The organism is Pseudarthrobacter sp. HLT1-7 (genome assembly GCF_059383435.1).
On record NZ_JBWZCH010000001.1, the window covers coordinates 294,808 to 313,178 of the forward strand.

The 18,371-nt window shown below is 66.3% G+C and carries 16 protein-coding genes; 7 read left to right on the forward strand and 9 right to left on the reverse strand.

Annotation, left to right across the window (positions count from 1 at the left end; all coding sequences use genetic code 11):
- Positions 1-18: 18 nt before the first annotated feature.
- The gene (locus AC50X6_RS01415; protein ID WP_494964536.1) at positions 19-1,653 is read right to left on the reverse strand and encodes a stealth family protein; all 1,635 of its coding nucleotides are present in this window, start codon (positions 1,651-1,653) and stop codon (positions 19-21) included.
- A gap of 73 nt (positions 1,654-1,726) precedes the next feature.
- Positions 1,727-2,641 (reverse strand): hypothetical protein, encoded by a 915-nt coding sequence (locus tag AC50X6_RS01420; RefSeq protein ID WP_494964537.1) that lies wholly within the window; start codon positions 2,639-2,641, stop codon positions 1,727-1,729.
- A 179-nt stretch (positions 2,642-2,820) separates the two neighbouring features.
- Between AC50X6_RS01420 and AC50X6_RS01425 the strand changes: the two genes are divergently transcribed.
- Positions 2,821-3,120, forward strand: a complete 300-nt coding sequence (locus tag AC50X6_RS01425; RefSeq protein ID WP_494964538.1) for a type II toxin-antitoxin system VapB family antitoxin — start codon at positions 2,821-2,823, stop codon at positions 3,118-3,120.
- Complete coding sequence (locus tag AC50X6_RS01430) at positions 3,113-3,799, forward strand: LytR C-terminal domain-containing protein (RefSeq protein WP_494964539.1); 687 nt, start codon at positions 3,113-3,115, stop codon at positions 3,797-3,799. Before AC50X6_RS01425 ends, AC50X6_RS01430 begins: the two co-directional genes overlap by 8 nt.
- On the opposite strand, the gene AC50X6_RS01435 is transcribed toward AC50X6_RS01430, so the two are convergent.
- The 5 genes from AC50X6_RS01435 to aceA form a co-directional block, all read right to left on the reverse strand.
- Complete coding sequence (locus tag AC50X6_RS01435) at positions 3,796-4,458, reverse strand: TetR/AcrR family transcriptional regulator (RefSeq protein WP_494964540.1); 663 nt, start codon at positions 4,456-4,458, stop codon at positions 3,796-3,798. The two genes, AC50X6_RS01430 and AC50X6_RS01435, sit on opposite strands and share 4 nt — an antisense overlap.
- Positions 4,459-4,537: 79 nt before the next feature.
- Complete coding sequence (locus AC50X6_RS01440; RefSeq protein ID WP_494964541.1) at positions 4,538-5,251, reverse strand: DsbA family oxidoreductase; 714 nt, start codon at positions 5,249-5,251, stop codon at positions 4,538-4,540.
- 69 nt (positions 5,252-5,320) lie between these two features.
- On the reverse strand, positions 5,321-5,857 hold the full coding sequence (locus AC50X6_RS01445) for a GNAT family N-acetyltransferase (protein ID WP_494964542.1): 537 nt from the start codon (positions 5,855-5,857) through the stop codon (positions 5,321-5,323).
- A 373-nt stretch (positions 5,858-6,230) separates the two neighbouring features.
- Positions 6,231-7,895, reverse strand: a complete 1,665-nt coding sequence (gene aceB, locus AC50X6_RS01450) for a malate synthase A (protein ID WP_494964543.1) — start codon at positions 7,893-7,895, stop codon at positions 6,231-6,233.
- Between the two features lie 105 nt (positions 7,896-8,000).
- Positions 8,001-9,332, reverse strand: coding sequence for an isocitrate lyase (aceA, locus tag AC50X6_RS01455; RefSeq protein WP_494964544.1), 1,332 nt, complete (start codon positions 9,330-9,332; stop codon positions 8,001-8,003).
- A gap of 134 nt (positions 9,333-9,466) precedes the next feature.
- Between aceA and AC50X6_RS01460 the strand changes: the two genes are divergently transcribed.
- The 3 genes from AC50X6_RS01460 to AC50X6_RS01470 all read left to right on the forward strand — a co-directional run bounded on the left by AC50X6_RS01460 (position 9,467) and on the right by AC50X6_RS01470 (position 13,338).
- The gene (locus AC50X6_RS01460; protein WP_494964545.1) at positions 9,467-10,978 is read left to right on the forward strand and encodes a helix-turn-helix domain-containing protein; all 1,512 of its coding nucleotides are present in this window, start codon (positions 9,467-9,469) and stop codon (positions 10,976-10,978) included.
- An 87-nt stretch (positions 10,979-11,065) separates the two neighbouring features.
- Positions 11,066-12,814, forward strand: coding sequence for a pyruvate dehydrogenase (locus AC50X6_RS01465; protein ID WP_494964546.1), 1,749 nt, complete (start codon positions 11,066-11,068; stop codon positions 12,812-12,814).
- A 281-nt stretch (positions 12,815-13,095) separates the two neighbouring features.
- Positions 13,096-13,338 carry a serpin family protein gene (locus AC50X6_RS01470; protein ID WP_494964547.1) on the forward strand — a complete coding sequence of 81 codons (243 nt, stop codon included), beginning with the start codon at positions 13,096-13,098 and terminating at the stop codon, positions 13,336-13,338.
- Positions 13,339-13,441: 103 nt separating this feature from the next.
- On the opposite strand, the gene AC50X6_RS01475 is transcribed toward AC50X6_RS01470, so the two are convergent.
- Positions 13,442-14,320, reverse strand: a complete 879-nt coding sequence (locus AC50X6_RS01475; protein ID WP_494964548.1) for a hydroxymethylpyrimidine/phosphomethylpyrimidine kinase — start codon at positions 14,318-14,320, stop codon at positions 13,442-13,444.
- A gap of 142 nt (positions 14,321-14,462) precedes the next feature.
- Here AC50X6_RS01475 and AC50X6_RS01480 point away from each other — a divergent pair, with 142 nt between their 5' ends.
- Together AC50X6_RS01480 and AC50X6_RS01485 are read left to right on the forward strand one after the other, a co-directional pair.
- Positions 14,463-15,908, forward strand: a complete 1,446-nt coding sequence (locus AC50X6_RS01480) for an MFS transporter (RefSeq protein WP_494964549.1) — start codon at positions 14,463-14,465, stop codon at positions 15,906-15,908.
- A 655-nt stretch (positions 15,909-16,563) separates the two neighbouring features.
- The gene (locus tag AC50X6_RS01485; RefSeq protein ID WP_494964550.1) at positions 16,564-17,259 is read left to right on the forward strand and encodes a queuosine precursor transporter; all 696 of its coding nucleotides are present in this window, start codon (positions 16,564-16,566) and stop codon (positions 17,257-17,259) included.
- A 58-nt stretch (positions 17,260-17,317) separates the two neighbouring features.
- Here the strand turns inward: AC50X6_RS01485 and AC50X6_RS01490 are convergent, their stop codons facing one another.
- Complete coding sequence (locus AC50X6_RS01490; RefSeq protein ID WP_494964551.1) at positions 17,318-18,280, reverse strand: type IV toxin-antitoxin system AbiEi family antitoxin domain-containing protein; 963 nt, start codon at positions 18,278-18,280, stop codon at positions 17,318-17,320.
- Positions 18,281-18,371: the final 91 nt, after the last annotated feature.

Sequence of the window (18,371 nt, forward strand, 5' to 3'; positions counted from 1 at the left end):
GCTACTGTCGGTCCGCGCCTACTTTTCCCACGGCGCTTTGATGGGGTAGTACTTCTCCAGGAAGTCGGTAACCAGACCGGCGCGTTCCTCAGCCGGCACCTCCGGGAAGCTGCCGTCATTGAGGCAAAAGAAGTCCATGTTTCGCTTGGAGAGCAGCTTGGGCAGGTAATTCAGGCCCGCCCGGGCCGTGGTGTCCACGTAACGCACCTTAGCCGCCGTCTGGGTCACGGCCCGGCCGGTGAGCAACGCGTAGTAGTGGTAGAACGAGTTGGTCACCGAGATGTTGTCCGCCGCACGGAAGGTACTGGCGGCCGTCTTGGCGAACTCGGCCGGGAATTCCTGTTCCATCCTCGCCACAACGCTGCGTCGCAGCGGGGCGGCCGAGTGCTCCAGATGCCGTGTGGTGATCCGGCCGAAGCGGTCCCAGAGCAGCTTGCGGTTCACCCTGGCGGCGTTCTCAAAACCGCTGCGTTCGGCGTCGTTGTCGCCAAGTCCAATCCGAGTTTTCGCCTCGATGAACTTGGTGATGCCTCCCGGGGTGAAGAACATGTCCGGTCCGACGGCCCGCCCGAAGAACATGTCGTCGTTGGAATACAAGAAATGCTCGGAGAGGCCCTCGATGTGGTGGAGCTGGCACTCGACAGCCTGGGAGTTATGCGTGGGCAGCACGGAGGGGTCCGCGAAGAACTCCTTGCTGCGGACAATCGTGACGCCCGGGTGTTCCGCGAGCCAGGAGGGGGTGGGGGAGTCCGTGGCGATGAAGATCCGGCGGATCCACGGCGCGAACATGTACACCGAGCGCAGCGCGTACTTGAGCTCGTCGATCTGGCGGAAGCGGGCCTCGTGGTCGTCGCCCTCGCCCACCACCACGCCGGCCATGCGGGCGCGGCGCGCAGCGATGTACTCCGGGGAGCTGCCGTCCACCCAGGAGAAGACCAGATCGACGTCGAAGCTGATGTCACTGGCGTGGTCCGCGAACATGTTCTCGATGGTCGGCCAGGTGTGGCCGTACCGCTCCACCGTGCCGCGGACGGCATCCTGGGCGAGCATGGTCCGGCGGGTCAGCGAGTTTTCGATCGGGAGAATCAGCTGGTCGTCCTCGAAGCTCCAGAGCTCCAGCTGGACGCCGGCGGAGGCGCCGAACTCAAAACCGCCCTCCGGTTCGACCCGCGGGCGGTACAGCCGGAAGATGCGGGCCTGGCGGTTAGGGGAGAGCTCCCCATCGGCCACCAGCACGGCGGACTTCTTCTTCGCATCGACGCTCATGGAGTAGAAAGGCTCATCGCGCCAGGCCTCCACCAGCGCGTCGCGGAGTTCCTTCCGGTCCTTCCAGTCGACGGCGATGACCGGCCGGTGGTTGTTGCCGCGGACCAGGAGGTAATCCAGCGACGCGCCGTCGAGCACGGAACGGATGACCATCAGGTCCTCGACCATGGCCTGATACGGTGTGCGGTTTTCGTTGATCAGCGCATACCGGCCCCGCCGGCGGACGACGTCCGGGCGGGCCCGGAACCTGGCGACGGCAGCCGCGGACGTGACCTCCTCATGGGCATCCTCGGATGCCTGGCTGCCGTAGTAGATCTCATCCTGGACCAGTGCGTCTGAAATGTCGTTTCTCCGTGCTTCTGTGCGTGCGTGTGTGCCTACTTGCATGATAACGTCCAGCCTAAAATCGCCGCGAAAAACGCCGAAGAAACGCCGCCGGTGCCGGCGGAACCAGCCCCGTTCAGCCGGTGAGGGCGGCCCGCCAGCTGCGCAGGAACGCCGCGCCGGCGTCGTCGTGGATGACGTCCCCGCCCAGCCCCAGATCCTCCGCGGTGAGAACGTCGTACGGTTTTACCGGAATCCCGTCGGCCGGGCGGACATCGATATGCTTCACGGCGTGATCGTGGTGGTGCAGCCAGTCGGCCATGGCGTAGTCGGTGCGGGAGTCGCCCACGGTGCGCCACGCCTGCGGGGTGATGCCGCGGGCCGCCAGCAGTTCCACGGCGCGGCTCGCGCCGAGGTCCTTGCCGAGCCGGACGGATTCGATGTCCGTAGAGATGATCGTCGGGTCCACCCGGTAGTCCACCCTGTCGTCGGAGTCCGGGGCGTGGTGGTCCAGCCGCACCACCCCCAGGCCGTGCCGGGCCATCAGTTCCATGGCATCGGCGTCGAAAAGCTCCTGTTCGGCCCGGTAGTCGGAGTTTACGACGGTGATGTGCTGCTCCACGGAGACCATGGCCAGCTTGGTTTCGTCGAAGAACATGTGGGCGGAATAGTCCTCGGCCACGAGCCGGCGGACGTCGTCGCCGAAGGCGCGCGGCATGGCGAGGTCCCGGTCCACGTGGACGGGGCCGGGGCCTTGCGAGGTGAAGCTGAACCAGACGGCGCCCTTTTCGCAGATGGCATCAATCACAGTTCCGGCCGGAATGCCCGCGGCGATCATCGGCTCCATCACCTGCTCGCGGATGAAGGCGTCCGAGCGTCCGGTGTTGAAGATGACGGGGATACCGGCCGCGGCCAGTGCTAGCAGGTCCGCAATGATCGCCGGCTGCACTTCACGGGTCACCGGGCTCGCGATGGGCCCGTCGACGTCGAGCAGCAGCGCCAGCCGGGGAGCCGAGGGCGGGTGGGCGGCTGGGGTCGCGGAAGCAGTCATTCCCCTATCCTCTCAGCCGGCACGTCCCGTTGCATGTGCCGTGGACCGGGGCGGCCAACGGGTGTTGTCCGTGACGCGGGACGGTGATTCGTATGACAAACGGTTACCGTTTGGCTACAACCTCGCGCCGCCGGCGGTCTTTGATTCCTTTGACCGCCCAAGTTCCTTAAGCTTGCAGGGTGATATTCAAAGCCGTGGGCGAGGGACGCCCTTACCCCGACCATGGTTTCAAGACGCCCAAGGACTGGGCGGCGCTGCCGCCGCGACCGGTCCGGCTGGACGAGCTGGTGACTACCAAGCGCACCCTGGACCTCGAAGCACTGCTGGCCGAGGATTCCACGTTCTTCGGCGACCTGTTCCCGCATGTAGTGGAATTCCGCGGCGTCCTGTACCTCGAGGACGGACTGCACCGTGCCCTCCGCACCGCGCTGCACCAGCGCACGGCGATCCACGCGCGCGTCCTGGTGATAAATGGCTAGATCGCCGAAGGACATCACCGTCCTGCACGGGCACCACGTCATCACGGGCTCTGAGTTGCGGGACACCTTTGTGGAGGACGAGGGGCTGGAGAATCCCGTCCGTATGCGCCGTCGCATCCTGCACGGGGCGGTCCTGGTGCTGCTCGTCGGGCTCATCGCCGCCGCCATCGTGGTAGCCCTGGCGATCATGAACGGCCAGATCCAGATTCCGACGGCGGAGCGGAGCAATTCGGCCTCGTCCGTTTGCCCGGAGGCCGCCTACGACTACACGCCACCGGAAAAAATCAACATCAACGTCTTCAACTCCACCTCCCGCCCGGGCCTGGCCCGGACCGTGGCGGACGCGTTTGCGGCGCGTAAGTTCGTCGTGGGGGCCGTCGCCAACACGACGTCGAGCTACCGCGGCGTAGCGCTGGTCGTCTCCGGCGCCGCGGGCCAGTCGGCGGCGTTCAGCGTCCAGCGCAACCTGCCCGGCTCGGACTATTTCCAGGACGGCCGCACCGACCCGAGCGTGGACGTCATCCTCACCGGGGACTACAAGGAGCTGGCGAAGCCGGAACTGGTGGACCAGACACCGGGCAAGCTCAGCTGCCCCCGCGAGGACCGGCGGATAGTCGACGACTCGAAGTGGCCCGTCATCCCGACGGCGCTTCCGTCCGGGCTGCCGGCCGGCGGCTAGGCGCCGATCCGCACCGGCCGGCCGGCGTCGTCGAACCAGGCACCGGCGCCGAGTTGGATGAACCGCACGGTGCGCGCAATCCTCGCCTCGATCCCGGCCTCAGCCCCAGGCTCAGCCCCAGTGCCTTGCCCTGCGCCGTCGCCCCGGGCGGCACTCGAGGCGAGTGTGCCGTGGATGAGCTGCGCGAGCTGGCCGACGTCCGCCGCCGGCAGGTAGCCCTGGGCAATGCCGTCGCGGAGGATGCCCTGCAGGAGCACATTGAGGTCCCCCACATGATCGGCCAGCTTCGCGAAGGAGGCCGGCGAGAGAACGGCGCCCATGGCAGGGCCGGGCGGCAGGTGCCGGCGGCTGAGGTCCTCCACTTGGGTGCGGACGTAATGGGCCAGCCGTTCCACCGGGTTTTCCAGTGAGTCCAGGGATTCGCGCAGGTCCAGGAGGAACCGCCCGGTCTCGTCGAGGGCGTAACCGATCAGGAGCTCTTCGATGTCCGCGTAGTAGTTGTAGACGGCCGTGCGGCCGATCCTGGCGTGCCGGGCGACGTCGGTCATGGTCAGTCCGGGCAGACCATGGGTGAAGAGGAGCTCCCCGAACGCGGTCAGGATGCGGTGCTGGGTCTCGGCACGTTGGGCGGCGTTGCTCGCGGCCGAAATCCTGGGCATACAGACACTTTAGCGCGATCTGTCAGTAAAAACGCTTCTTTTCCGGGCCGCTGATGGCAAACGTCCACGCAGCGTGGCGCTAGACGGCGCAGCCGTCCGGGCCGCAGGTCTCGCCTGCGTCCGCGCCTTCGCTGGCCTCGGGAACCATTACGAGCGGCCGGCTGGCCTCCCACGCCTGGTCGAGGGCTGCGGTGAAGGTTTCGGCGGGCTGGGCCCCGGAGAGGCCGAATTTCCGGTCGATCACGAAGAACGGCACGCCGTTGATGCCCAGCGCGCGGCCCTCTTCAAAATCGTGCCGGACGTCGTCGGCGTATTTGTCGGTGGTGAACAGCTCGGCCAGTTTGGCGGCGTCGATCCCGAGATCGCGTCCCAACGAGGAGAGATAGTCCTGGTTTCCGATGTCCCTGCCGTGCTCGAAGTGGTCGCTGAGCAGGCGTTCCTTGGCGGCGTCCTGTCTCCCGTGCGCGGCCGCGAGGTGGATCAGACGATGGGCGGTGAAGCTGTTGGCCACCACGACGTCGTCGAAGCGGTAGTTCAGGCCCTCTGCCCTGGCCTGGGCGGCCACATGCTCGAACATCTGCGATACCTGCGCCGGAGCCATGCCCTTGCGAATGCTCAGGTAGTCCAGTTCGGTGCCGGCGAAGTGATCGGGGAGGCCGGGATCCAGCTGGTAGCTGCGCCACTGCACCTTCACGGAGTCGCGGTGCGGGAAGGCCGCAAGTGCGGTTTCAAAGCGGCGTTTGCCGATGTAGCACCAGGGGCACGCGACGTCCGACCAGATCTCAATCTTCATGCTGGCCACAACCCTGTGGCTGGCGGCTCCATTCCCCGGCGGACTGTCGCCTTGGTCACGGGGGTCCAGCTACGGTGTGGCCGGGCGCTCCATCACGAAGTCGTGTTCCACCGTGGCGCCGAGTGGGAAGGATTTGGTGCCGACCTTCCGGAAACCCGACTTCTCGTAGAAGCGGATGGCGCGGGCGTTCTGGTCATTGACACCCAGCCAGAGCCCACGGGCACCGGCCGCCGCGGCGGAGACGATGCTGGCACGCATCAGTTCGGCCGCCGCGCCAAGGCCGTGGTGGTCCGGGTGGACATAGCATTTGCTGAGCTCGGTACTGGGCAGCCCGGTCAGGACCGCTGCCACATCAGGGTCCTGCGTGGGCCGCGCCACCAGCAGGCTGTAGCCCCGCAGTTCGCCGCCGGCGTCGAACACCAGCACCGTGATGTCAGGGTCGGCAAGGTAGGTGCGGAAGTTCGCCTCGCTGAGCGTGGCCGCGACGTGCGCCGCGATGTCTTCCGGGGCCGATTCCGGCGGGCAGGCCAGCGGGAAGGTGATGGCGGCGAGACCCGCCAGCCGGCCGGCGTCGTCCGCGGTTGCCGTCCGGATTACATGGGTCATGCGAAAAATCCTAGTACCGGAAGCCGGCGTCCGCGCTTTCCGCCCCGCAACAGGCCCTGTGACGCGGAAAAGGCCCTGCGCTGCGGGAATTCCCGCAGCGCCGGGCCTTCCGCGCGTCGCCCGCGGCAGAGGACTCGCCCCTCCATGCGCCGGACCCAAGGCGCACCGACAGACGCCCAGGTGAGAGTTAAGGCCCATGTGCCTGACTGACATGGGCCTTAACTCTCACCCCGACGCCGTTGTCGGGGTGTTTGCAAGGGGTTTTCCGTAGCCGGGCTGCCGCCCCGGATCTCGGGGGTGCCTGTTGCGAAGGCGTGACAGCCCGGCTGACGGAAATCTGTGCGGACCTGCAGAACTGCGGCCGGGCCCCGCCCTAGGCGTGGCTCAGCGTGGGGTCCTCGCTGGCGACGTCGCCGCCGTCGCGCGCTTCATGCAGGAACCGGTCGTAGGCCGGTAGCGTCAGGAAGGCCGGGAACGAGGTGCTGAGCGTGACCTCCTCGAAGATGTCCCGCGAGTCGGCGAAGCGGTCCCCTTCGAAGCGTTCCAGCCTGGCGAACTCCTCGTCCAGCATGTCCTCCACCCACTCCCGGGTGATGACGTCGCCCTTGTCCGTGATGGCGCGGGAGAAGATCCACTGCCAGAGCTGCGAGCGGGAGATCTCCGCGGTGGCGGCGTCCTCCATCAGGTTGTGGATGGCCACGGCGCCGTTCCCGCGCAGCCAGGACTCGATGTAGCGGATGCCCACCTCGATGTTGTTCCGGATGCCCTGTTCAGTGATGGTGCCGGTGGTGGAGGCAATGTCGAGCAGGGCCCGGTCGTCCGGGGTGACGTCCTCGCGGAGACGGTCCAGCTGGTTCGGGCGGTCGCCGAGGACGCCGTCGAACACCTCGCGGCACACCGGAACCAGGTCCGGGTGCGCCACCCAGGAGCCGTCGAAACCGTCGCCGGCCTCACGGGTCTTGTCCGCACGGACCTTCTCGAAAGCCACCGCGTTGGCGTCGGCATCCTTGCGGTTGGGGACGGCTGCGGCCATGCCGCCGATCGCCATGGCGCCGCGCTTGTGGCAGGCACGGACCAGCTGTTCGGTGTAGGCGCGCATAAACGGCTGGGTCATGGTGACCTGGGCCCGGTCCGGCAGGACGAAGCGGGGTCCGCGCGTGCGGAAGTTCTTGATCAGCGAGAAAATGTAGTCCCAGCGGCCGGCGTTCAGGCCGGCGGCGTGGTCCTTGAGCTCGAAGAGGATCTCTTCCATCTCGAACGCGGCGGTGATGGTCTCGATCAGCACGGTGGCGCGGATGGTGCCCTGCGGGATGCCCAGCAGGTCCTGCGCGAGGACGAAAATGTCGTTCCAGAGCCGCGCTTCGAGGTGATTCTCGATCTTCGGCAGGTAAAAGTACGGGCCCTTGCCCTGGGCGATCAGCCGGCGGGCATTGTGGAAGAAGTACAGGCCGAAGTCGACGATTCCGCCGGCAATGGGCGTGCCGTCGATGAGCATGTGCTTTTCCGGCAGGTGCCAGCCGCGGGGACGGACCACGATGGTGGGCAGGTCCTCGGCGGCGCGCAGCTTGTACTCCTTGCCCTCCGGGGAGGTGAAGTCGATCCGCCGTTCCAGCGCATCGGTGAGGTTGAGCTGGCCCTGGATGACGTTGCGCCACGACGGTGTGGACGAGTCTTCCATGTCGGCGAGCCACACCTTGGCGCCGGAGTTCAGTGCGTTGATGGTCATCTTTTTGTCCACCGGGCCGGTGATCTCCACCCGGCGGTCCGTCAGGCCCGGGGCCGGGGGAGCGACGCGCCAGTCCGGATCGTTGCGGACGGACTCGGTCTCGCTGAGGAAGCGCGGGTCTTGGCCCTTGCCGATCTGCTGCCGGCGGTCCCTGCGGGCCTGCAGCAGTTCCAGCCGCCGCCCCGCGGTCGCCTTGTGCAGCGCGGCAACAAAGGCCAGCGCGTCCGGCGTGAGAACCTCGCCCTGACGGCAAATGGGCTGCGCCGTCAACGTGATCCCGTTGATAGTGAAGTTGTCAGTGAAGCTGTTCATGGGAGTTGCTCCTTGAAAGTCCGCTGTTGCCCTATCACTTTTGGTCCCCAAGGGAGGTCAATGAGGACCAAAAGTGATAGGGCAACGGGCGGGAAAAGCTGGGGACTAGTGGAACTGGCCCTCTTCGGTGGATCCCGCGAGGGCCAGGGTGGATGCGTTCGGGTTGAGCGCGGTTGCGATGGCGTCGAAGTAGCCGGTGCCGACTTCGCGCTGGTGCTTGGTTGCGGTGTAGCCGCGGGATTCGGAGGCGAATTCCTTCTCCTGCAGCTCGACGTAGGCGCTCATGCCTTCACGGGCGTAACCGTGGGCGAGGTCGAACATCGAGTAGTTCAGGGCGTGGAAGCCGGCCAGGGTGATGAACTGGAAGGTGAAGCCCATGGCACCGAGTTCGCGCTGGAACTTGGCGATCGTGGCGTCGTCGAGGTGCTTCTTCCAGTTGAACGACGGCGAGCAGTTGTAGGAGAGCATCTGGTCCGGGAAGTCGGCCTTGACGGCTTCGGCGAACTTGCGGGCCAGTTCCAGGTCCGGAGTGCCCGTCTCCATCCAGATGAGGTCGGAGTACGGGGCGTAGGCCTTGGCGCGGGCGATGCAGGGTTCGATCCCGTTGCGGACCTTGTAGAAGCCTTCCGCGGTGCGGACCGGCTGTCCGCCTTCGCGGAGGATGAATTCCTGGTCACGCTCGTCGACGTCGGAGGTAATCAGGGTGGCTGCCTCGGCGTCGGTGCGGGCGATGATGACCGACGGCGTGCCGGCGACGTCGGCTGCCAGGCGAGCGGCGTTCAGTGTGCGGACGTGCTGCTGGCTGGGGATCAGGACCTTGCCGCCGAGGTGGCCGCACTTCTTCTCCGAGGCGAGCTGGTCTTCCCAGTGCACGCCCGAGGCGCCGGCCTGGATCATGGACTTCATCAGCTCGTAGGCGTTGAGCGGGCCGCCGAAGCCGGCCTCGGCGTCGGCGACGATCGGGACCATCCAGTCCTCGACCGTCTGGATGCCTTCGGAGAACTCGATCTGGTCGGCGCGGAGCAGGGCGTTGTTGATGCGGCGGACCACAGTGGGCACCGAGTTGGCCGGGTAAAGGGACTGGTCCGGGTAGGTGTGGCCGGAGTTGTTGGCGTCGGCGGCCACCTGCCAGCCGGAGAGGTAGATGGCGCGGAGTCCGGCCTTGACCTGCTGCACGGCCTGGTTGCCGGTCAGGGCACCGAGGGCGTTGGTGTACTTGCCCTCCGTGTGTTCCGCGGTGAGCTGCTTCCACAGCTTTTCGGCACCGCGGCGGGCCAGGGTGTGCTCTTCGGGGACGCGGCCGCGGAGGCGGACGACGTCGGCGGCCTTGTAGTCCCGGGTGACACCTTCCCAGCGCGGGTTGGCGGCCCACTCGAGCTCCAGGGCGGTGGCCTGCTCTTCGGGCGTCTGCTGGGTGGGCTCAAATGCTGCAGTCATCTTTGTCTCCTTGGTGGGGTCCGGGGCTGGCCCTCTTGCTTACTCGCAGAGGGGGCTGGCTGATTCGGGGCTTTCCGTAAGACCTACTTTTCTTTACTTTCAAGAGTCTTTCTAGACCAAAACAGTGGAAAGAAATGCACTTCTTCGCGTATCCTCAAGAAATGCACCCCACCAGCTGGAACCGACCCGCATCGTCAGCCGCCTCGCCCGCCGTCCCGGAGGTGGACGTCATCAGCATGGGCCGCCGGGTCCGACACCTCCGCAAGGCCGCCGGGCTCACCCTGGATGACCTGAGCGCGACGGTGGGAACGGCACCCAGCCAGCTGAGCTTGATCGAAAACGGCAAACGCGAGTCCAAACTGGGCCTGCTCCAGCAGCTGGCCGCAGCCCTCGGAGTCAGCATCGACGAACTGCTCGGCGCGGAGCCGCCCAACCGCCGCGCGGCTCTGGAGATCGAGCTGGAACGCTACCAGCGCAGCCCGATCTACGAGTCACTCAAACTGCCCACAATCCGCATCAGCTCGCGGCTGCCAATGGACGTTCTCGAGTCCATGGTGGGCCTGCAGCACGAGCTGGAGCGCCGGCTCAACGAGCAGATCGCGACGCCGGAAGAGGCCCGCCGCGCGAACGGCGAACTTCGTGCCATGATGCGCGAGCGGAACAACTACTTCCCGGAGTACGAGGCCGAGGCCCAGAAGGTCCTGGCCTCGGTGGGGCACACGAGCGGCCCGCTGTCGCATCACGTCATCGCGGACATCGCCGGGCACCTCGGTTTCAGCCTGCACCACGTGGGCGACCTGCCGCATTCCACCCGGTCTGTGACCGACCTGAAGAACCGCCGGATTTATCTGACGCAGAATGCCCGGAGCGACCACGACCCGCGTTCGGTGCTGCTGCAGGCGCTTGGCCACTACGTCCTGGGCCACCAGACCCCCCACAACTACGGTGACTTCCTGATGCAGCGCGTGGCCACCAACTATTTTGCGGCCGCGCTCCTGCTGCCGGAGCAGGCCACCGTGGAGTTCCTGCAAAAGGCCAAGCAGGCCCGTGAAATCGCGGTCGAGGACATCCGGGACGCCTTCGCCGTGTCCTATGAGACGGCGGCGCACCGCTTCACCAACCTCGCCACCCAGCACCTGGACCTCCGCACGCATTTCCAGAAGACGCACAAAAGCGGCATCATCTACAAGGCCTACGAGAACGACGGCGTGACGTTCCCGCAGGACCATACCGGCGCCATCGAGGGCCAGCCGTCCTGCAAGAACTGGACGTCCCGTGTGGTCTTCGACGTGCCGGACAAATTCAGCGCCTACAACCAGTACACCGACACCCCGGCGGGGACCTACTGGTGCACGGCCCGGACGGAGCGCTCCGCCAATGGCGAGTTCTCGCTCTCAGTGGGTGTCCCGTATGCGCAGGTCAAGTGGTTCCGTGGCCGCGACACCACGGAGCGGTCAAAATCGACCTGCCCGGACGAAAGCTGCTGCCGGCGCCCGCCGGCGGCCCTGACCTCGGAGTGGGCCGGCAACGCCTGGCCCTCGGCCCGGGCGCATTCGCACCTGCTCGCCGCCATGCCGCCCGGTGCCTTCCCCGGCGTGGACGAGACCGAGGTCTACTCGTTCCTGCAGGCGCATTCGGGTAGCTGACGCTCCCCTTCCCCCGGGCTGGCTGACAGTTGGGGGACTATATTGGCCCTGTCAGCTCATCGATCAACCTCGCGGGAGCGTGAACCCATGGCCAAGGAACTAGCCACCCAGCTTGTCGAACAACTTCAGGCTGCCGGCGTGCAGCGGATTTACGGGATTGTGGGCGACAGCCTCAACCCGATCGTTGACGCCGTCCGGAAGACCAGCGGCGCCGCGAAGGGCGGCATCGACTGGATCCACGTCCGGCACGAGGAGGCCGCGGCCTTCGCTGCCGCGGCGGAAGCCCAGTTGACCGGCAAGCTCGCGGTCTGCGCCGGTTCCTGCGGACCCGGGAACTTGCACCTGATCAACGGCCTGTACGATGCCAACCGCTCCGGCGCCCCGGTGCTGGCCATCGCCTCGCACATCCCGAGCAAGCAGATCGGCAGCAGCTTCTTCCAGGAAACCCACCCCGATCGGCTGTTCAACGAATGCTCGGTGTATTCCGAACTCGTCAGCACGGCCGAACAAGCGCCCCGCGTCATGCACAGCGCCATCCAGCACGCCGTCGCGCTTCGGGGCGTCGCCGTCGTCACCCTGCCCGGTGACATTGCCGGGCTGGAGGCGACCGCCGAAACGCCGGCTCCGGCAGCTTTCCGTCCGGCCTCGCTGGTGCCGGACCCCGCCAGCGTGAGGGAGCTGGCGGACGCCATCAACGACGCCGGAAAGGTAGCCATCTTCGCCGGTGCCGGCGTCGACGGCGCGCACGACGAGGTGATCGCCCTGGCCGAGCTGCTCGCCGCGCCGATCGGGCACTCGCTCCGCGGCAAGGACTTCATGCAGTACGACAACCCCTACGACATCGGCATGACCGGGCTGCTTGGCTACGGCGCCGCGGCCGAGGGGATCGAGGACGCGGACCTGCTGATCCTGCTGGGCACGGACTTCCCCTACGACCAGTTTCTCCCAGATACCCGCACGGCGCAGGTGGACCGGGCGGCGCACAAGCTGGGCCGGCGGACGAATGTGGACATCGCCGTCCATGGCGACGTACTGCCGACGCTCGCCGCCGTCATGCCCCAGCTGAAGCCGAAGAAGAGCCGCCGCTTCCTCGATGCGATGCTCAAGAAGCACGACAGGCTCATGAACAAGGCTGTCGGGGCGTACACCAGCAAGGTCGAGAAGACCGTGCCGATCCACCCCGAGTACGCGGCATCCCTGCTGGACCAGGTGGCGGCGGAGGACGCGGTCTTCACCGCGGACACGGGCATGTGCAACGTCTGGACCGCGCGGTACATCAACCCGCTGGGCACCCGGCGGCTGATCGGTTCGTACCTGCACGGCTCCATGGCCAACGCGCTGCCGCACGCCATCGGCGCCCAGCTCGCCTACCCGGGGCGTCAGGTGGTCTCGGTCTCCGGCGATGGCGGCCTGTCGATGCTGCTGGGGGAGCTGATCACGGTTGCCGCGCACCGGCTTCCGGTGAACGTGGTGGTGTTCAACAACTCCACCCTGGGCATGGTCAAGCTGGAAATGCTGGTGGACGGGCTCCCTGATTTCGGCGTGGACGTTCCGGACGCCAACTATGCCGCCGTGGCCCGGGCCCTGGGCTTCCACGCGGTCCGGGTCACGGACCCGTCCCGCATCGAGGCCGCCTACCGGGAAGCCTTCGCGCACCCGGGCCCCTCGCTGGTGGAGCTGATCACGGATCCTCAGGCACTCTCTTTGCCGCCGAAAATCAAGGGCGCGCAGGTGCTGGGCTTCGCCACGGCAATGTCCAAAGTCGTCCTCAACCGGGGAGCCGGCGAGGCCGTCAGCATGGCACGGAGCAATCTACGCAACATCCCCCGGCGCTGACGGCCGGGCGGCGCTGCCCTCCGTCCGGCCCGCCCCGTTTCGACGGTTCCCTGCAGGTTCGACGGCGGGATACGTCGAGTGGGCAGGGAACCGTCGAATCGGCCGGGGTGCTGGCATTGACGGCCTGCTCGGCGTCGAACTCGTTTCGGCGGACAGGTCTGCCTACGCGGCTGAGCTGGCTCAGCTCCGGTCGTCGGCGGGAAGCTGGGCGCCGCGCTCCTGCCAGACGGCGGGGACGCCGGAAACGGAAACGTGGTTGCGTCCCAGGGGCAGCCTGCTGATTGCCCTGGCCCTCAATTCAGCGCCGCCTCACAATCCGACAGGCCGGACAGTCCGTCAACGTCACCGTGGCCGAAAAGGGCACGGTTGCCGCAGCGGTGACCCAGATTAACGCGGAGGCCGTGAGCGGTGAGGCCCCGAGCAACGTGATCCGCTTCGACCGGCCGTTCCAGTACGAGATCATCCACATCGAGACCGGGCTGCCTCTTTTCATGGGCAGGGTGTCCGACCCCCGTCCGTCCTGACCTGAGCCGGCCCGCGGCCCGGTCTGCCCCCGTTTCGACGGTTCCGTGCGGGTTCGACGACGGGATGCGTCGTGTGCGCAGGGAACCGTCGAAACGGCCGGGGTTAGCGCGGTCCGCCCTGCCAAAGCGCGTCGAAGGGTGCTCCCGAGGCCACCCGGTTGCGGATTCCCGCCGTGACAAACACCTTCGCCGTCCGGGCCGCCTCCAGCGGCGTCGCGCCCTTGGCCAGCTCCGCCGTCACCGCGGCGGCTAGCGAGCAGCCCGCGCCGGAGACCGAAACCTCGCCCACCTTCGGGGCGGACAGAACTTCCAGCGTCTCGCCGTCGTAGTAGACGTCGACGGCGTCGGGCCCGGCCAGGCGCACGCCGCCCTTGGCCAGCACCGCCGCGCCGCTGAGCTCGTGGATGCGGATGGCGGCGGCCTTGAGAGACTCCAGATCGGTGATCGGGAGGCCGGAGAGTGACTCGGCCTCGAAATGGTTCGGGGTGACGAAGGTCGCCAGCGGCAGGATCTGCGCCTTGAGCGCCTGGTCAGTGTCCAGGGCGTGGCCCGGCTCCTGGCCCTTGCAGATCAGCACCGGATCCAGCACAACGTTGGCAAACCCGGAGCTGGCCAGTGCCGATGCCACGGTGGAGATCGTCGCCGGGCTGCCCAGCATGCCGATCTTCACGGTCTCCAGCACGGACGGTGCGCCGGACGCGGAACCGTAGGCCGCCGTCGTCGCCTCCAGCTGGTCCGCGATGACCTGCTGATCGATAGGGACAAAGCGGTGGTTCCAGTTGTTCTTGGGGTCGAAGGAGACGATGCACGTCAGGTTCGCGATGCCGAAGACGCCCAGTTCCTGGAAAGTTTTCAGATCTGCCTGTGCGCCGGCGCCGCCGGTCGCCTCGGAACCCGCGATGGTCAGGGCGACGGCGGGAGTGGTGCCGGCAGGCGAGTCGGTACCAGCCAGGGCAGCGGAGCCAGACGCGATGGAAGTCATGACTCCATCCTGCCACCTTCCGGAAACCGTCCGCATTGTGCTTATGACCAATATGACCAAAACCGGACTGTGCCGGATCGCCGCGAATAGGGTGGCGGACGGTGTTGCTTTCTTGCGGCGCCGGATCCAGGAAGGTTCATTGATGAGCACCCAACTGTCCGAATCGGCGCAGACGCGCAGGGCTGTGAAAAATATCCTCAAAGGCTCCGCCGGCAACCTTGTGGAGTGGTATGACCTCTACGTTTATACGGTCTTCGCGGCATATTTCCAGTCACACTTCTTCAACTCCAAGGATGAGCTCCAGGCCGGCCTCGAGGCGATGGCCGTCTTCTCGACGTCGTTCCTGATGCGCCCGGTGGGCGCCTGGTTCTTCGGCCGCTACGCCGACCGCAAGGGACGCAAAGCCGCGCTGACCCTGAGCGTGACGATGATGTCCGCCGGTTCCTTTGCCATCGCCATTCTGCCAACGACGCAGCAGATCGGCGTCTGGGCGCTTATCCTGCTGATCGTTGTGCGGCTGATCCAAGGCTTCTCCGTGGGCGGCGAATACGGCACCAGCGCCACCTACATGTCCGAGGCTGCCACCTCCCGGCGCCGCGGTTTCTTCTCCAGCTTCCAGTACGTCACGCTGATCGGCGGCCAGATGCTGGCCCTGCTGGTCCTCGTCATCCTGCAGAACACCATGGACAAGTCGGCCCTCACCGAATGGGGCTGGCGCATCCCGTTCGCGATCGGCGGCGTGGCCGCGCTTGTGGTCCTGTGGCTGCGGCGTTCGATGGAAGAGACCGTCTCGGCCGAGCAGGTCGAGGCCGCCACGGTCCCCGCTGCTGCAGGGGTTGCCCAGCCGGGCACCATGAAGCTGCTGTTCACCAGGCACTTCAAGGCCCTGATGATCTGCATCGGCGTGACCCTTGGCGGCACGGTTGCTTTCTACACGTACACCAACTTCATCCTGAAGTTCATGAACGATACGTCCGGCATCGCCAAGACCGAGACCTCCGTAATCAACTTCTGGGCTCTCTTCATCTTCATGCTGCTCCAGCCGGTCTACGGCATCATCTCGGACAAGGTGGGCCGTAAGCCGCTGCTGCTCTGGTTCGGCATCACCGGCGTTCTATTCACCTGGCCGCTGCTCTCCACCCTGTCCAATACCCAGGACCCGTTCACCGCATTCCTCCTCATGATGGGCGGACTGCTGATCGTGGGCGGCTACACCTCGATCAACGCCCTCGTGAAAGCCGAACTCTTCCCAGCCTCCATCCGTGCGCTCGGCGTTGGGCTGGGCTACGCGATCGCCAACTCGCTTTTCGGCGGCACGGTTCCGCTGATCGGCGCCGCGCTCCAGAAGGCCGGTCAGGTGGATCTGTTCTTCACCTATGTCACCGTGGCCATCGGCCTCTCGCTGCTGGTCTACATCTTCGCCCTGAAGAACAAGTTGCCCACGCACCTGGACCACGAACAGGGCCATGCCTGGGCGCCTCCAACTGTGGACGGGGACATGACCGCGGACGGCACCGGTGCCACCATCGGCGCAGGCGGCGGACGCAGGGACGACGACAAGGACCTCGTCGACGCCTCGCGCCACTAGCGTTCCAGCGCGGTAGGCCCGCCATTTCGACGGTTCCCTGCAGGGTAGGCCCGCCATTTCGACGGTTCCCTGCAGGGTAGGCCCGCCATTTCGACGGTTCCCTGCGGGGTAGACGCTGCGCAGCGTCGAATCAGCACGGAACCGTCGAAATGGCGGTAAGCGGCCGAGGGCACCGAAATCGGCGACGTGCAGCCATTGGTTGCGGACCGGCCGCAGCAGCAGGCCGAGCGGCATGCCCAGTCCCCAACCGATAAACATGGCCGGAGCCAGGCCTAAGGAGAGGGCAACGGCGGTAAAAAAAGACTCTGTCTATTCCAGCACCCAGGAACAAGGCAATGCCGCCGAACAGCAGGCTGAACGTCAGGTGGGCCACCAGGATGCCGATCCACACAGCGCTGGTACCCATCACCACGCGGTTGGGCCGGTAACCGGTCTTCTCCACGCTCTTGGTGTGCAACAATTTTTCCCCCCGAGCCGGTGGTGTGCTCCGCCTGTGCCCGGCCGGCGGCGCCGGGCTTCCGCCCGCCGGGTGAGAGAATGGAAGGCGGTCCCAACATCCAACTCTCCGGGGCCGTCCAGTGCTAATACAGCCAGCTTCCTGCGTCGTCCTGCACGAGGACCGGGCATCAGGCGAACCACTACGAATGGAATACCCATGACTTCCGCCAAAACTTTCCCGGCCGGGGCGCCGCCGAAGTTTGCCTCGATCGGTTCCCCTTACTTCGGCATCATGCTGTCCTTCATGGCAGTGGTGCTGATCCTATCCAACATCGGGGCGTCCAAGGGCGTCGCGATCGGCCCGATCATCACCGACGGCGGCTTCTTCCTCTTCCCGCTGGCCTACATCGTGGGCGACGTTATCAGCGAGGTTTACGGGTTCAAGATGGCGCGCAAAGCCATTGTCACGGCGTTCGCGCTGTCCGTCTTTGCTTCCCTCTGCTACTGGATCATCATCGCCCTGCCCGGTTTTGGCGACGAGTTCGGGGCCTCCAAGCAGGCCTCCCTGGAGGGTGCGCTGGGGCCGGTTCCGCAGATCGTCCTGGCCTCGCTGCTGGCGTTCCTGGCCGGCCAGACCATCAACGCCTGGATTCTGGTGAAGATGAAAGCGCGCACGGGAGAGAAGTCGCTTTGGGCGCGCATCATGGGATCCTCCGTGGCCGGCGAGTTCGTTGACACTTTGATCTTTTGCAGCATCGCCGCGCCCGTGATCGGCATTGCCGACGCCGGCACGTTTGTGAACTACGTGCTCGTGGGCTTCGTCTATAAGACCCTGGTGGAGTTCCTCTTCGTCCCCGTGACCGCAGCCTCGATCGGCTGGATCAAGAAGCGCGAACCGAGTTACGGCGCGTAGACCTGCTTGGTCCGCAGCCGTTTAGACGGTCCGGTGCCCACTCGACGCTACGAATCGTCTAGCCGGCACGGGACCGTCGAAGTGGCGCGTTGTCAGCCGCCGCGCCGCGGTGCAAGGCCCGCAGCACCCGGTACTTGAACTCCACCTCGTTGAACAGGTCCTTCCACTCGATCCGGAGGAACGTCCAGCCCTGTTCCATTAGGGCCTTCTCACGGCGCCGCTCGCCGAACAAGACCTCGCCCGTGGGCTGGTAGTCGAAGTACTTGGTCTTGCCGTCGAACTCCAGTCCCACCTTTCGCTTCGGCCAGGCGAAGTCCAACCGGTGCTCCCCGAGGGGAGTCCGGACCACGTATTGCAGTTTGGGCGATTCGATCTTGAGCCTGTGCAGCAGTTCCCGTGTCAGGCTCTCCCCGGCCGATTCGGAACGGGGGTCGGCCAGTTCGAGGGCGCTGCGCAGCGCGATCACTCCGTTGCGGCCCGCGAGGTCGGAGCAGTGGTCCCGGATGAGGCCCAGATCCGCGCCCATCCGGGCGGCGTGATCCATGAGGATGACGGACTGGGGCACGGTAAACATCAGGCAGCAATCCACGACTGTGCGTTCCAGTGAGGTGCACGGAAGCCCGTCCACGAAGCACACCTCGCGGCTGCTCAAAGACCGGGTGTGGGCCACAACGTCACGCCCGTGCGAGATCCCGGAAGGGCAGCCTTCCTGGGTCAGGTGCACCCGGTCATCGACTTTCCAGAGCTGGAGGCCATGCAGGGTGGCACCCGAGACATGGCTGTAGGCAAAGCCTCCCGCCGACGTCGTGAGCGTTCCGAGCGAATGGGCGGAGATCAGCTGCCGACGGCGGGCGGCAGCGTTCAAGCCCCGCCACCACTCGCCGCGGCCGTAGCAGCCGCGGCGCAGCCTGACCAGCGCTGCGCCGTGCACCAATCCTGCAATAGCCCGGGAGTTGAGCCCGGACGCCAGGAGCTGATCCGTGCGCCAGAGATCCGCGGACACGGGGAGTTCAGGAGTCATAGCACCAGCTTCAACCGCTCAGCCGTCGCCGCCCAGAGTCCCAGGCGGGTATGTGGACAACGCCGATTAGACGGTTCCGTGCCGGCTAGAC